Below are 13089 nucleotides of genomic sequence, written 5' to 3' on the forward strand. Positions count from 1 at the left end.
GCGGCCCCTTACTTAAGCCGGGTAATTACTGAGTCCAGGGTACCGAAAACCCACTCAAAAACACGCTGTGTCCAGGGGCGCGCAGCCCACTCTTCGGCCAGCACTTCTTTGCTGGCCGAAAAATTACGCTCGAACATCGCCTGCACGTCTTGGGCAAGGCCTTTATCCATGGCTTCCTGATTAGCTTCCAGATTCCAGTGCAAATTCCAATGATCGAAATTGCATGAGCCAATACTCACCCATTCGTCAGCGAGTATGAATTTGGCGTGTATGAACGTGGGCTGGAATTCATAAATGCGCACGCCCGCTTTCAGCATCGCCTGGTAGAAGCGCTGCCCGGCATAACGCACGCTGGGATGGTCATGCTTGGAGCCAGGAAGTAAGAGACGTACATCGACCCCACGCCTGGCTGCACGAGCCAAGCGGCGGCGCAATGCAAAGGTAGGCACAAAGTAAGGCGTACATAACCAGAGACGGTTCTGAGCCCTACCCACCTGGCGATAAAGCGAGTGGCGAATTGCTTGATAACGATAGCCTCTGCCCTGCATTGCGCGCCCTGGGGCGCCATCATCAAACGCCATCGCTTTGCGCTGTTTGGGAAGGGATTCTGGAGAACGCTTGTCGTCGGCACGCGTTAACCGCGAACGCCATAGCCGCCGAAATAGCGCCTCCCAATCGGCAACCACCGGCCCTTCAATACGCACGGCAATTTCGTACCATGCCTTTAAGAATTCATCTACCGCGCCAAAGCCACCGGTAAAGGCAACGTCGCCATCAATGACCACAATCTTACGGTGGTCACGACTCAGGTTGCGAGCCAGCGAGTGTAGCCCCAGCGGATTGAAAAACCGTAGAGCTACACCAGCATCCAGAAGCCGCTCACGGTCTTTTCTGGCAAGCCCCATGGCACCAAAGCCATCAAGCAGCAAGTAAACGCTGATGCCACGCTGGGCGGCTTTACCAAGCGCTGCTATAAGCTGGTCGGCAAGCTCTCCCGACTCCATCAAGTAAAGCTCTACCATTACGTAGTGGCTTGCATTGTCGATGGCGTCGAACATGGCAGGCAAGAAACGCGAAGCCTCGGGCAGTAGGCTAAACCGGTTGCCCTCGTGCCATGTTTGAGGCTGATACTGCATAGTGTCCTGCTCCTTATGGGCGTCCTTGATCAGCAATGCACATCAGTCTAACGATGCAGCGACTGTTTGACATACAAATCGTACCGGCTGGTCTTGCCTTCCAGCACATGCTGAGGCGCAGGCCCCTCGATGGGCGGGGCTTTACGGGGACGCTTTACCACCACTCGATGCGTCGCGACATCGAGTGCGGCTTCCAGCAATCGGGGGGCATCATCATCATCGCCCGCCAGCTCACGAAACAGGCGCATGTCTTTTTTGACCAGCGCGGATTTCTCGCGATGCGGAAACATCGGGTCCAGATGAATCACCTGGGGGTCAAACGCGGCACCCTCAATCAGGGTTTCAAGCGACGCTACGGCATCGCCATGTCGCAGCGTCATGCGCGCCACTATCTCAGCGATTGCCGGCGCTTTGGCGGCCCGTCTCAGGCCGTCTTCCAGCAGCGCGGCAATCGCTTCGACTCGCTCGATCAACAGTACACAAGCACCCAGGCTTGCCAGCACAAAGGCGTCCCGGCCAAGTCCTGCGGTGGCATCGACAATGCTTGGCGTCACGCCTTTCGCTAACCCGCAGGCCTTGGCCACCAGTTGACCTCGGCCGCCCCCGAATTGGCGGCGATGGGCAGCTTTGCCCGCAGCAAAGTCAACGCTTAACGGCTTACCGTAAAGCTTTTCATCCCCCGCCAGCACCAAGCGGCCCTCGTCATACACCAACCTAAGCCCTTCGGGCAGTACGGCCGTTTCAGACAGGCTCATGCCGGCTTTTTCCAGGCAACGTTGTTACGCAGATAGACCGGCTGGGCCAGATGAGCAGGTTGCCCAAGACCTGCCGCTAAATCTTCCGCGCCGAGCCAGGCCATTTCTTCAGCCCGTGGTTCCAGATCAACAAGGTGCTGGGACATGCGTACTTGTACCGTGGCCGCAAAACGCTCCCATAGGGTAAAGCCTGATCCCACCCCAACCCAGTCGGTTTCGTCTTCGGACAGATAAAACGCTTCGGGCGGCAGTACTGCCTCGGCGCGCTCAAGGCTAACGGTGTCGTTCAGGCAGTGCCAGGTAGCAGCGTAGATTTCTCCCATCCGCGCGTCCAACGCCGTCACGACGTAGCGCAGGTGAAAACGCCGATGTGCCTGCAAGGCCAGAGCTTTCAGTGTAGATACACCTAGTAACGGGCGATCCAGGCCAAAGGCCAGTCCCTGCGCCGTACCTGTGGCGATTCTTAAGCCGGTGAACGACCCAGGCCCCTGCCCAAAGGCAATGGCATCAAGTGCCGCCGGGGTGATCTGCGCTTCTGCCAACAGCTCATCCACCATGGGCATGAGTCGCCGGGTATGCGCGCGTGGCGTCATCTCGTAGCGCGCTAGGCACTCGTGAGTTTCGCCATTCTGGCGTAGCAGCGCTACCGAGCAGGCGCTTGATGAGGCGTCTAGCGCAAGAAGGTGTAACGACATAGCGATTCAGCACTCGTGATAAGTATCCAGGCATTATACCTTTAGTGCACCCATACGACGATGGCCCGCGTTAGGCGGGCCATCGGTGACTGCTTACACAAGGTGTAATCAGTTAAGCGCTTCTTTTACCTGACGGGTAATATCAGTAACGCTACCCACACCTTCAACGCGGTGGTATTGAGGCGCCGACTGCGGGTCGCTGCTGGCCCACTGCTGGTAGTAATCTACCAACGGCGCGGTCTGATCGTGATAGACCGACAGACGGTTACGCACTGTGGACTCCTGATCGTCCTCACGCTGAATCAACTGCTCTCCGGTCACATCATCCTTACCCGGTTCTTTAGGGGGATTGTGATCGACGTGATACACACGACCCGAGGCTGGATGAACGCGACGCCCTGCCAAACGGTTCACGATCTCTTCATCCGGCACGGCGATCTCAAGCACGTGATCGATTTTTACGCCACCGTCCTTCATCGCATCGGCTTGCGGGATGGTGCGGGGAAAGCCATCGAACAGGAAACCGTTTTCACAGTCAGGCTGGCTGATGCGCTCTTTCACCAGATCAATGATGATCTCGTCAGACACCAAACCGCCGGTGTTCATGATCTCTTTTACTTTTAGCCCCAGCTCCGTGCCGTCTTTAATCGCCGCGCGCAGCATATCCCCGGTGGAAATCTGGGGAATCTTGAACTGCTCACAAATATATTGAGCTTGAGTCCCCTTCCCCGCGCCGGGGGCACCCAACAGGATTAAACGCATGGCACTGCTCCTTGAATGTAAAAAATGCGACACAATGTATTAACCGACAATAACCGCGCCACTCAGGCGGCACAACTCCCCAAAAGCCTGAGAGGGGCATTTTTCTGAGTTTTTTTTAAATAAAACAGATAAGTGATGTTTGTCTGCTACTTTGGTCACTCTTATTAAGGCATCAGGGGTTGTACGAAACGTCAGCCGATACCGATAATTTTTCGTACAAAGCCTAAACGCGAGCGGCGCCCATCACTGGGCGCCGCTTGGTAAACCGTATCGATTACCGCTCATTCCGTTTATAACATTACAGGAGCAGACGGCGGATATCGGTCAGTACATCTGCCAGGAACGCGGTGAAGCGCGCTGCATCAGCCCCGTTAATGGCGCGGTGGTCATAGGAAAGCGACAACGGCATCATCAAGCGCGGCTGGAAGGCATTGCCATCCCAGACTGGCTTCATCTGCGCCTTGGAAACCCCAAGAATAGCCACTTCCGGCGCGTTCACGATCGGCGTAAAGGCGGTACCACCAATCGAGCCCAGGCTCGAAATAGTGAAACAGCCGCCGGTCATTTCTTCACGCTTGAGCTTTTTGGTTTGTGCTTTCTTACCCAGCTCCGCCATATCCTTGGCAATCTCTATCAAGGATTTCTTGTCGGCATCGCGCAGCACCGGCACCATCAAGCCATCGGGCGTATCCACCGCAATACCGATATGGACGTAGTTCTTCCATACCAGCGTTTCGCCATCGCCTTTCAGACTGACATTGAACTGCGGGAATTTACGCAGCGCAAACGCACAGGCCTTAACCAGGAACGGCAGCGGCGTGAGCTTGGCACCCTGGGCTTCGGCTTCCGCCTTCATCGACTTACGGAAGTTCTCAAGCTCAGTGATATCCGCTTCGTCAAACTGAGTAACGTGAGGCACGTTAAGCCAGCTGCGATGCAAATTGGTTGCGCCCATTTTAAGCAGGCGACCCATCGGCTTCTCTTCGACTTCACCGAACTGGCTGAAATCGACTTCCGGAATCGGCGGAATACCCGCACCACCCGTGGCGGTTGCTGCTCCGCCGGAGGCTTGCGCCTTGCCCTGATTAGCAATGACTTGCTTCACATAGGCCTGCACATCCTCTTTCAGCACGCGCTCTTTAGGCCCACTGGGCTTGACCAGACCGATATCGACGCCAAGCTCACGCGCCAGCATACGCACGGCTGGGCCAGCGTGTACCAGCTTACCATCACGCGGCTTGTGCGCGGCCATCTGCGCTTCAGGGCTAGGCGTACCTGCTGATCCGCTCTGTTTAGAAGAATCTGGCTTTGCAGCGCCCTTTTCAGCTGGCTTTTCGGAAGCTGATTTTTTCGGCGCAGGCTTGGAAGCGGCTTTTTTAGCACCAGCGACTTCGATATAGCCAATCACATCGCCTTCAGAAACGGTGTCACCCTCTTTAACGGTCAGCTCGACGAGCTTGCCTTTATAGGGGCTGGGTACGTCCATGGAGGCTTTGTCAGATTCAAGCGTAATCAACGCATCTTCTTCGTTGATTTCATCGCCTACCGCGACACCAATCTCGATAATCGGTACGTCGGTGGAGCCTGAAATATCCGGAACACGAACTTCCTTGCGTTCTGGTTCAGCACTTTCAGATTCAGTGCTGTTGCCTTCTTCCTCGGCGGTCTCGGAAGCTGCTTCAAGGTCGTCGGATACGTTGGAATCCTCGGCACTTTGCGGCGCGTCAGTAGATTCGCTTGCGTCTTCAGCGTCACCGTTGCCTTCACCCTCGATTTCCATCTGGCCGATAACATCGCCTTCGGAAACCGTATCGCCTTCTTTTACCGTAAACGCGACAATTTTACCGGTATGCGGGCTCGGTACATCCATGGAGGCTTTATCGGACTCCAGGGTGATCAGCGTATCTTCAGCGTCGATACTATCGCCTTCACTAACGGCGACTTCAATGATTTCAACGTTATCAGAGCCGCCAAGGTCGGGCACCTTGATATCCACGGTCTGCTTACCGCCGGATTTCTTGGCACTTTTCTGCTCGGTCTTGGGCTTCTCTTCCGCCGCAGGGGCTTCTTTCTGCTCGGGTTCAGACGCTTGCTTGTCGTCCTCTTCCTCGGCATCGCCGCCGCCTTCAGCTTCCAGCTCAACGATATCGTCGCCTTCGGAAACGGTATCGCCTTCCTTCACCAGCACTTTGATGACTTTGCCGCCCTTCGGGGCAGGAATGTCCATGCTGGCTTTATCGGACTCCAGCGTGATCAGGGTGTCTTCCGCTGCAATGACGTCGCCTTCCGACACCGCGATCTCGATGATTTCGACACCTTCGCTACCGCCGATGTCGGGCACTTTGATGATTTCGCTACTCAAGGTCGCGCTCCTTCCAAATCGGATCGAGCCGGCGGGTACTTAACCCGCCGGGCAGCGGTTTAGCTAGTCAGCGGGTTCGGTTTGTTGGCGTCAATACCATATTTCTTCAGGGCTTCGCCAACGTGCTTACGCTCAATTTCGCCACGTTCCGCCAGCGCACGCAGAGCGGCAACGGTGACGAAGTAACGATCTACTTCGAAGAAGTAACGAAGCTTCTCGCGCGTGTCCGAACGTCCAAAGCCATCGGTACCTAAGACAGTATAGTCGCCTGGCACCCATGCACGAACCTGATCCGCGTAGAGCTTCATGTAGTCAGTCGAGGCAATGATCGGGCCATCGCGGCCTTCCAGGCACTTCGTAACGTGAGGCTTGGTAGCCTCAGCATCCGGGTTCAGGAAGGACTCACGCTCAAGCAGCAACGCTTCGCGACGTAGTTCGTTAAAGCTGGTGACGCTCCAAATGTCAGCGCCAATGCCCCAATCTTTTTCGAGCAGCTCAGCGGCGGCTTCGACTTCGCGCAAGATGGTACCGGAGCCCATCAGCTGAACGCGACCCTTATCACCTTGGGTCTCGCGCAGCAGGTACATGCCCTTGACGATATCGTCGACCGGTACGTTCTCAAGCTCCGGATGCTCGTAGTTCTCGTTCATAACGGTCAGATAGTAGAAGCAGTTCTCTTTATCAGTGAACATGCGCTTCAAGCCATCCTGAACGATGACGGCAACTTCATGACCGTAAGTCGGGTCGTAGCTGCGGCAGTTAGGAATAGTCGACGCCTGGATCAAGCTGTGACCATCCTGGTGTTGCAAACCTTCACCGTTAAGCGTGGTACGCCCAGCGGTGCCGCCTACCATAAAGCCGCGCGCCTGCAGGTCACCTGCCGCCCACGCCAAGTCACCAATACGCTGGAAACCAAACATGGAGTAGTAGATATAGAACGGCAGCAGCGTGACGTCGTTGTTGCTGTAGGAAGTGGCCGCCGCCATCCACGCCGACATCGCGCCCGCTTCCGTAATACCTTCCTCAAGGACCTGGCCTTTCTGGTCCTCGCGGTAGTACATGATCTGGCCTTTATCCATCGGCTCGTACTTCTGGCCTTCGGCGGTATAGATACCCAGCTGACGGAACATGCCTTCCATACCGAAGGTACGTGCCTCATCAGGAATAATCGGCACCACCTGCTTGCCAAGTTTCTTATCTTTCACCAAGCCGTTAAGCACGCGTACAAACGACATGGTGGAAGAAACTTCACGGCCCTTCGAGCCACCCATTTGCGAAGCAAAGACCTTGTCTTCGAGGGTGGGAATTTCCAGTGCTTCGAAGTCACTTTTGCGGCTTGGCAGGTAACCGTTCAAACGCTCACGCTGCAGGTGCATGTACTTGAGCTCGGGAGAATCATCTTCCGGCTTGTAGTACGGCACTTCCTTGAGCTGCTCGTCAGAAAGCGGAATACCGAAGCGGTCGCGGAATTTCTTCAGCGCTTCGTATTCCATGCTCTTGACTTGGTGCGCCTCGTTGGCTGCTTCGCCATCGCCGCTACCCATACCGTAACCTTTAACGGTATGCGCAAGGATTACCGTTGGCTTACCATTAGAGGAGTTGACGGCTTCATGATAGGCCGAATATACCTTGAACGGGTCGTGGCCGCCGCGATTGAGTTTCCAGATATCTTCATCGGAAAGCTCTTTAACCATTTCTTCGGTTTCAGGATATTTACCAAAGAAGTGTTCACGGGTGTAAGCACCGCCGTTGGCTTTGTAGTTCTGGTACTCACCATCGACTGCTTCGTCCATACGTTTTTGAAGGAAGCCTTTCTTATCCTTCTCAAACAGCGGATCCCAATGGCGACCCCAAACCACTTTAATCACGTTCCAGCCAGCACCGCGGAAGACGCCTTCAAACTCGTCCATAACGCGGGAGTTACCGCGTACCGGGCCGTCCAGACGCTGCAGGTTGCAGTTGATAACGAAGATCAGGTTATCCAGGTTTTCACGGCCAGCAAGCGAAATAGCGCCTAAGGATTCTGGCTCGTCGCACTCGCCATCGCCCAGGAAACACCAGATCTTACGATCGTACATGTTTTTCATTTCGCGATGATGCAGATACTTCATCACGTGGGCCTGATAGATCGCCTGGATCGGACCAAGCCCCATAGAAACCGTCGGGAACTGCCAGTAATCCGGCATCAGCCACGGGTGCGGGTAGGACGACAGACCGTCGCCATCCACTTCCTGACGGAACTTGTCCATCTGTTCTTCAGACAGACGGCCTTCCAGGAAGGAACGCGCATAAATACCTGGCGCGACGTGGCCCTGAATATAGATCAGGTCGCCCGCAAAATCGTCCTTCGCTGCGCGGAAGAAGTGGTTAAAGCCCACATCATAAAGCGTCGCAGAGGACATGAAACTTGCAATATGGCCGCCAAGCCCGGGGTTTGCCCGGTTATTACGAATGACCTGGGCGATCGCGTTATAGCGGATTAAGGAGCGAATACGCCGCTCCATAAACAGATCACCAGGCATCGGCGCTTCACGATGAAGCGGAATCGTATTGCGGTGCGGGGTTGTCACCGAGAAGGGTACCTTCATCCCGTCACGGCGTAAGCGATCCGCCAAGCGGGTCATCAGGTAACGGGCGCGATCTTCGCCCTCACGATCCAGTACCGATTCCAGGGATTCCAGCCACTCCGTGGTTTCGATCGGATCGAGATCTTCTCTTGTCTCCAGACTCATAGAGGTCTCTCCGAATGACGATAAATGACATGAGCCCCGCTAACCCACGTGGGCTTGGGGCAGCTGCGATGATTGGTGGCCACCGCAGAACAGCATTGGCGCGGTAACGCTTAAGTCTTTTTTGCTCTAGATTCAATGAGCTACAGTGAACTCAATGTAGTAAAGCTACACAAATTTCGTAAAAGTTAGTCTTTTGTATATAGGAAGATACCGCAAAGTCGCCACGCTGCCAATTACAGAACAGCGTAAAAGCCCATCGAAAACAAACTATTGCACCGCAACATAAGCAATTTCAAAAATTGTTTCCAGATTCTCCGGCGATCAATAGTGTAGCTAAACTACCGTTTTATTTTCTTATAGTTGAAGGGCTTAACATAGGTATTTAAAGTGCATCAAGCCTTCTTGCGGTCAACAATTGGTAAAAATATGCCCAATCAAACGCCGGACCGGGGTCGGTTTTGCGCAGTGGAGCAACATACGCATGGCTGGTAATACGCGAAGCGTTTAGCCTCGGATAGCGGGCGATCAACCATTCAGTCGCTTTCACCAAGGCTTGATATTGGGCCTTGGTAAACGGGGTAATATCATCGCCTTCAAGCTCAATGCCTACTGAAAAATCGTTGAGCGTCCGGCGCTGTTCTTTTAAGCCATTATCCCACCACTGTGAGCGCCCTGCGTGCCAGGCGCGCTGATCTGTATTTACAAACTGAACACACTCGCCATCCCGACGAATCAACAAATGCGCTGAGACACATAGATGAGCAATTTCGGAAAAAAATGGGTGATCCTCCACTGCCAGCCGATTGGTAAACAGTGCCTCAATCGCCGAACCACTAAACTGCCCTGGCGGTAGGCTAATCGCGTGCAGTACCAGCAAAGACACCTCATCGCCGGGGCGCTCATCGCAGTTGGGCGACTCGACCTTTCGCGCGTATTTCCACCAGCCATCCGTCATCTCGTTATTCATCACTCGAAAGGTCTCCTCTACGTTGGCGCTCTCTTTCATTGCGCTCTTTTACTATAATGCCGGTCACACTTGATGTTGCCCAGAGAACTCACCGTTATGAATGATCAAATTGCGCTTGCCGAAGAGATCCGCACCGGCGTGGCTCACCTGCTAGCCGAAGACGTTGGCACTGGCGATATTACCGCACAGCTTATCCCAGAGAATCATTGGGCGACCGCGAAGGTAATTACCCGTGAAGCTTGCGTACTATGCGGTAAGGCCTGGGTGGATGAAATTTTTCACCAATTAGATGAGCGGGTCACGCTACGCTGGCTGGCGGCCGATAGCGACTCACTAAATCCAGAGCAATGTTTTTTAGAGCTTGAAGGGCCCGCACGTAGCCTGCTAACCGGCGAGCGTGCAGCGCTTAATATACTGCAAACTCTGTCGGCTACGGCGACCGCCACGCGCGCTAATGTCGATTTAATCGAGGGTTGCGGGGTGCGTCTGCTGGATACCCGTAAAACGCTTCCTGGACTGCGCCTGGCGCAGAAATATGCCGTCACCTGCGGCGGCGGTCACAATCACCGCATTGGCCTTTGGGACGCTTTTCTTATCAAAGAGAACCATATTGCGGCGTGCGGCGGCATTCAGGCAGCAGTGACTCAGGCACGAGCGCTAGCCGCCAACCTACTGGTTGAAGTTGAAGTCGAGACGTTTGAAGAGCTTGATCAGGCCCTGGCGGCCGGTGCCGATATCATCATGCTGGATAATTTCGCCATTGAAGATTTGCACGTTGCGGTTGAGCTAAACGGCGGGCGGGCAACGCTTGAGGCCTCGGGCAACGTCGATGCTACAACGCTCAAAGCCATTGCCGACACCGGCGTTGACTGTATTTCCAGCGGCGCGCTGACCAAGGACATTAAATCCATCGACCTTTCCATGCGAGTCACCCATACCTATAGCGTATAGGCGCACTCAGGTCTCAATAGCGCTCAGGCGTTTTTCCAGTCGATAGCGCTTAAGCGACTCACCGCTTCGCTCGACCCACTGCTCGCCCAGGTTTTCCCATCCTCGGCGCAGCAGTCGGTCAAACAGCATGACGCTGGCCTCAATTTCGACCCGATCAATGCCCTGTTCGAGCAGCATACGTTCGGCGTGAATCAACAGCGTGGTACCGATGCCTCGACCAGTTAATGAAGGCCAGACATAAAGCGTCTCGATACGCCCTTTTGGAGCATTAAACTCTAAGAAGCCGACGCAGTGCCCATCACAAACGGCTACCAGCGTTGTGTAAAGCGCCTGACGGGCTGCCCAGGCACTCGCCTCGCGGGGCAGCGCATTGGCCCAGGCGCGGCGCTGACTCAGCTCATAATGGTTTGCTGCGCCTTGCATGACCGCATGATAAAACACCTCAGCCTGATCCACGGCGTCCCGCGCTAATGCGGCGCGATAGGTTACCCGGGCAGTCGATGCTTTAGGCTCAGAAGGCACCTTGGTATTAGACATGCATCACCTCTCGCTGTTATCGAAAACAAGCTGTTCTCGAAAGCCAGCTGTTATTAAAAAATTGGGAGCGTTCAATACTCGGTGTCAGGCTGAATTCTGTTCAGTCTGCTTTATACTAGGGCGCCTATCTCAGCATAAGGCAGCATGATGCACAATGGCCCCGAAAGTGAGTCTTTTACATTGGCTCCTATAGGCTACGTTGAGAGCGACTACCCGGATAAGTTTGGTATTCCCCGTCAACCGGGCTTAGCCCCTGCGGCGGATGCCCGCCTGATACTGGTGCCCCCTTATAACGACCCGTTAACCGTGCGTGGCCTGGATGATTTTAGTCATCTGTGGGTGACATTTATCTTCCACCAAAGCCCCGAGCGCTGGACACCGCTAGTGCGCCCGCCCCGGCTGGGAGGTAATCGTAAAGTGGGCGTATTTGCCAGCCGTAGCACCCACCGGCCTAATCGGCTAGGGCTTTCACTGGTGAAGCTCGCGGGCATCGACACACGCCACGGAGTTCAGTTAAGGCTCGAAGGGTGTGATCTGGTCAGCGGCACTCCGATAGTCGACATTAAGCCTTACTTACCCTGGGCCGAAGCCCACCCTTCCGCCCAGGCGGGCTTTGCCCCTGAGGCACCTGCGTTACTGCACGTAATTTTCAGCCAATCAGCATTGGATGTGCTAACCACCCGCGCCGATAGCGCCACGCTGCATGCCCTTATCGAGCAGGTGCTAAGCCAGGACCCCCGCCCCGCCTATAAACGAGGTGAAGCGCCAGGACATACCTATGGCGTGCGCCTGCGCGATGTGGACGTGAAATTTCGCGCCCTCCAAAACGACGAAGCCACCACGTTAGAGGTGGTGGCTATCGACTAAGCTTCAGGCTAATGCGCTACGTTAAGCGGGAAACGTGATGCCCAGACGGCGGCCTACTTCTTCGTAGGCTTCGATCACACCGCCGAATTCGTAAGCATTTTAATCCTCAAGTCTTGGAATCTTGAATATAAAATGGCTCCCCAGTCCCAACTCACTTTTACAGGACACATTACCACCATGGATTTCTGCTACAGCTTTTACTAAAGCTAAGCCAAGGCCATGTCCTTGCGCCATATTATATTCACCACTACGCCTATAGTCTTCAAAGATAACATCGACATCTTTACTCTCGACACCCACACCTTTATCAAGAACATTTAAATATACCCATTTGTTATTTACAAAAATGTGTACAAGAATCTCTCCTTCATGATAGCTATATTTTACGGCATTTTCGATCAAGTTAAATATAGCTCTTGAGAGATAGCCTTTATCCCCCATCACGGGCGCTCCCTCTTCGTCATTACAAGTGCTAATTATTTTAACCCCCTTGGTCTGAGAGAGGGGAAAAATCTGATCCAATACCTCTATCACTATATCCTCTAGCAAAATAAAAGATTTTTCAAAGTTAAGTGTTTTCATCCTCGTGAGGTCAATGAAATCATTGATCATTCCCACTCCCACACTCAAGTCTTTTTCTATAGTCTGATAAAAAACTTTCTGAGGCAGGGCTAATTCTGGCTCGCGCTGAGCGTCAATAAGAGCTAGAGCCCTGGTTTGCGGCGCTTTCATATCATGAGAAAGAAACCTTAACATGCTGGCGCGCTGTGCTTCAGCTTCCACCTCACTTGTTAAATCAACCAACCATAGTAACCAGCCTTCTCCAATACTACTCACGGACGTAGCCAGACGGCTCATTTCTAATCGATAAGTACTGCCTTGTTCATCGGTACATACTCCCCCTGTACGAATGTGCTTATCTCTCATTCCAAAGATAGTGGTAGGCGGCCATAAGGATGCGAACGTCTGGCTTTCTTCAAACGTCAGGGCTTTTGGCAAATCTTCGATATGCTCAATACTACAGGAGTTGTTTTTTCCATGAAGCTTCAAAGCCTTCTTATTAGCTAACAACACCCCTCCCTCTTTGTTTAAAATAAAAATAGGCAGTGGTAAAGAATGCATAGCATCAAAAATAAAACGACGCCCCTCGACAATACGATCTAACGCAAACTCAAGTGCCTGAGACTGCTGATGTAACTTACTGCCTGAATTAAGGTTAAGCGCTTGCTCTTTATACGACAAAATAGCAGGCTCTTGGTATAAAAGATTTAACTCTTGCTTGAACCAACTTAGAAGTGTTGCCTGGCTTTGCCCAACAATAACAA

General features: G+C 53.7%; 11 protein-coding genes. 2 read left to right on the forward strand and 9 right to left on the reverse strand.

Annotated elements, in window-relative coordinates; genetic code table 11:
* Window positions 1-8 precede the first annotated feature (8 nt).
* From ACT3XD_RS15640 to ampD, 7 genes are all read right to left on the reverse strand, one after another.
* Window positions 9-1136, reverse strand: coding sequence for a phospholipase D-like domain-containing protein (locus ACT3XD_RS15640; protein WP_192539146.1), 1128 nt, complete (start codon window positions 1134-1136; stop codon window positions 9-11).
* 47 nt (window positions 1137-1183) lie between these two features.
* Window positions 1184-1891, reverse strand: coding sequence for a class I SAM-dependent methyltransferase (locus tag ACT3XD_RS15645; RefSeq protein WP_192539145.1), 708 nt, complete (start codon window positions 1889-1891; stop codon window positions 1184-1186).
* Entirely contained in the window at window positions 1888-2586 is a 699-nt protein-coding gene (gene tsaB, locus ACT3XD_RS15650; RefSeq protein ID WP_192539144.1) for a tRNA (adenosine(37)-N6)-threonylcarbamoyltransferase complex dimerization subunit type 1 TsaB, read from the reverse strand. Before tsaB ends, ACT3XD_RS15645 begins: the two co-directional genes overlap by 4 nt.
* A gap of 108 nt (window positions 2587-2694) precedes the next feature.
* On the reverse strand, window positions 2695-3348 hold the full coding sequence (gene adk, locus ACT3XD_RS15655) for an adenylate kinase (RefSeq protein WP_192539143.1): 654 nt from the start codon (window positions 3346-3348) through the stop codon (window positions 2695-2697).
* A gap of 298 nt (window positions 3349-3646) precedes the next feature.
* On the reverse strand, window positions 3647-5710 hold the full coding sequence (aceF, locus tag ACT3XD_RS15660; RefSeq protein WP_192539142.1) for a pyruvate dehydrogenase complex dihydrolipoyllysine-residue acetyltransferase: 2064 nt from the start codon (window positions 5708-5710) through the stop codon (window positions 3647-3649).
* A gap of 59 nt (window positions 5711-5769) precedes the next feature.
* Window positions 5770-8442, reverse strand: a complete 2673-nt coding sequence (gene aceE / locus ACT3XD_RS15665; RefSeq protein ID WP_192539141.1) for a pyruvate dehydrogenase (acetyl-transferring), homodimeric type — start codon at window positions 8440-8442, stop codon at window positions 5770-5772.
* 382 nt (window positions 8443-8824) lie between these two features.
* Window positions 8825-9409, reverse strand: coding sequence for a 1,6-anhydro-N-acetylmuramyl-L-alanine amidase AmpD (gene ampD, locus ACT3XD_RS15670; protein WP_192539160.1), 585 nt, complete (start codon window positions 9407-9409; stop codon window positions 8825-8827).
* 96 nt (window positions 9410-9505) lie between these two features.
* Between ampD and nadC the strand changes: the two genes are divergently transcribed.
* On the forward strand, window positions 9506-10360 hold the full coding sequence (gene nadC / locus ACT3XD_RS15675; RefSeq protein WP_192539140.1) for a carboxylating nicotinate-nucleotide diphosphorylase: 855 nt from the start codon (window positions 9506-9508) through the stop codon (window positions 10358-10360).
* A gap of 6 nt (window positions 10361-10366) precedes the next feature.
* Here the strand turns inward: nadC and ACT3XD_RS15680 are convergent, their stop codons facing one another.
* The gene (locus ACT3XD_RS15680) at window positions 10367-10897 is read right to left on the reverse strand and encodes a GNAT family N-acetyltransferase (protein ID WP_192539139.1); all 531 of its coding nucleotides are present in this window, start codon (window positions 10895-10897) and stop codon (window positions 10367-10369) included.
* Window positions 10898-11044: 147 nt separating this feature from the next.
* Here ACT3XD_RS15680 and tsaA point away from each other — a divergent pair, with 147 nt between their 5' ends.
* Complete coding sequence (gene tsaA / locus ACT3XD_RS15685; RefSeq protein WP_192539159.1) at window positions 11045-11764, forward strand: tRNA (N6-threonylcarbamoyladenosine(37)-N6)-methyltransferase TrmO; 720 nt, start codon at window positions 11045-11047, stop codon at window positions 11762-11764.
* A gap of 99 nt (window positions 11765-11863) precedes the next feature.
* Here tsaA and ACT3XD_RS15690 read toward each other — a convergent pair.
* The coding region (locus ACT3XD_RS15690; protein ID WP_444280608.1) for a sensor histidine kinase at window positions 11864-13089 on the reverse strand (1226 nt) is incomplete at its 5' end.

This window comes from Halomonas sp. AOP7-B1-5 (genome assembly GCF_052353045.1).
GTDB lineage: Bacteria > Pseudomonadota > Gammaproteobacteria > Pseudomonadales > Halomonadaceae > Vreelandella > Vreelandella colorata.

What these genes read in the sequence shown, in the direction of transcription:
- ACT3XD_RS15640 (WP_192539146.1), bottom strand. Translation starts at nt 1,136, where the DNA reads ATGCAGTATCAGCCTCAAACATGGCACGAGGGCAACCGGTTTAGCCTA.
- ACT3XD_RS15645 (WP_192539145.1), bottom strand. Translation starts at nt 1,891, where the DNA reads ATGAGCCTGTCTGAAACGGCCGTACTGCCCGAAGGGCTTAGGTTGGTG.
- tsaB (WP_192539144.1), bottom strand. Translation starts at nt 2,586, where the DNA reads ATGTCGTTACACCTTCTTGCGCTAGACGCCTCATCAAGCGCCTGCTCG.
- adk (WP_192539143.1), bottom strand. Translation starts at nt 3,348, where the DNA reads ATGCGTTTAATCCTGTTGGGTGCCCCCGGCGCGGGGAAGGGGACTCAA.
- aceE (WP_192539141.1), bottom strand. Translation starts at nt 8,442, where the DNA reads ATGAGTCTGGAGACAAGAGAAGATCTCGATCCGATCGAAACCACGGAG.
- ampD (WP_192539160.1), bottom strand. Translation starts at nt 9,409, where the DNA reads ATGAATAACGAGATGACGGATGGCTGGTGGAAATACGCGCGAAAGGTC.
- nadC (WP_192539140.1), top strand. Translation starts at nt 9,506, where the DNA reads ATGAATGATCAAATTGCGCTTGCCGAAGAGATCCGCACCGGCGTGGCT.
- ACT3XD_RS15680 (WP_192539139.1), bottom strand. Translation starts at nt 10,897, where the DNA reads ATGTCTAATACCAAGGTGCCTTCTGAGCCTAAAGCATCGACTGCCCGG.
- tsaA (WP_192539159.1), top strand. Translation starts at nt 11,045, where the DNA reads ATGCACAATGGCCCCGAAAGTGAGTCTTTTACATTGGCTCCTATAGGC.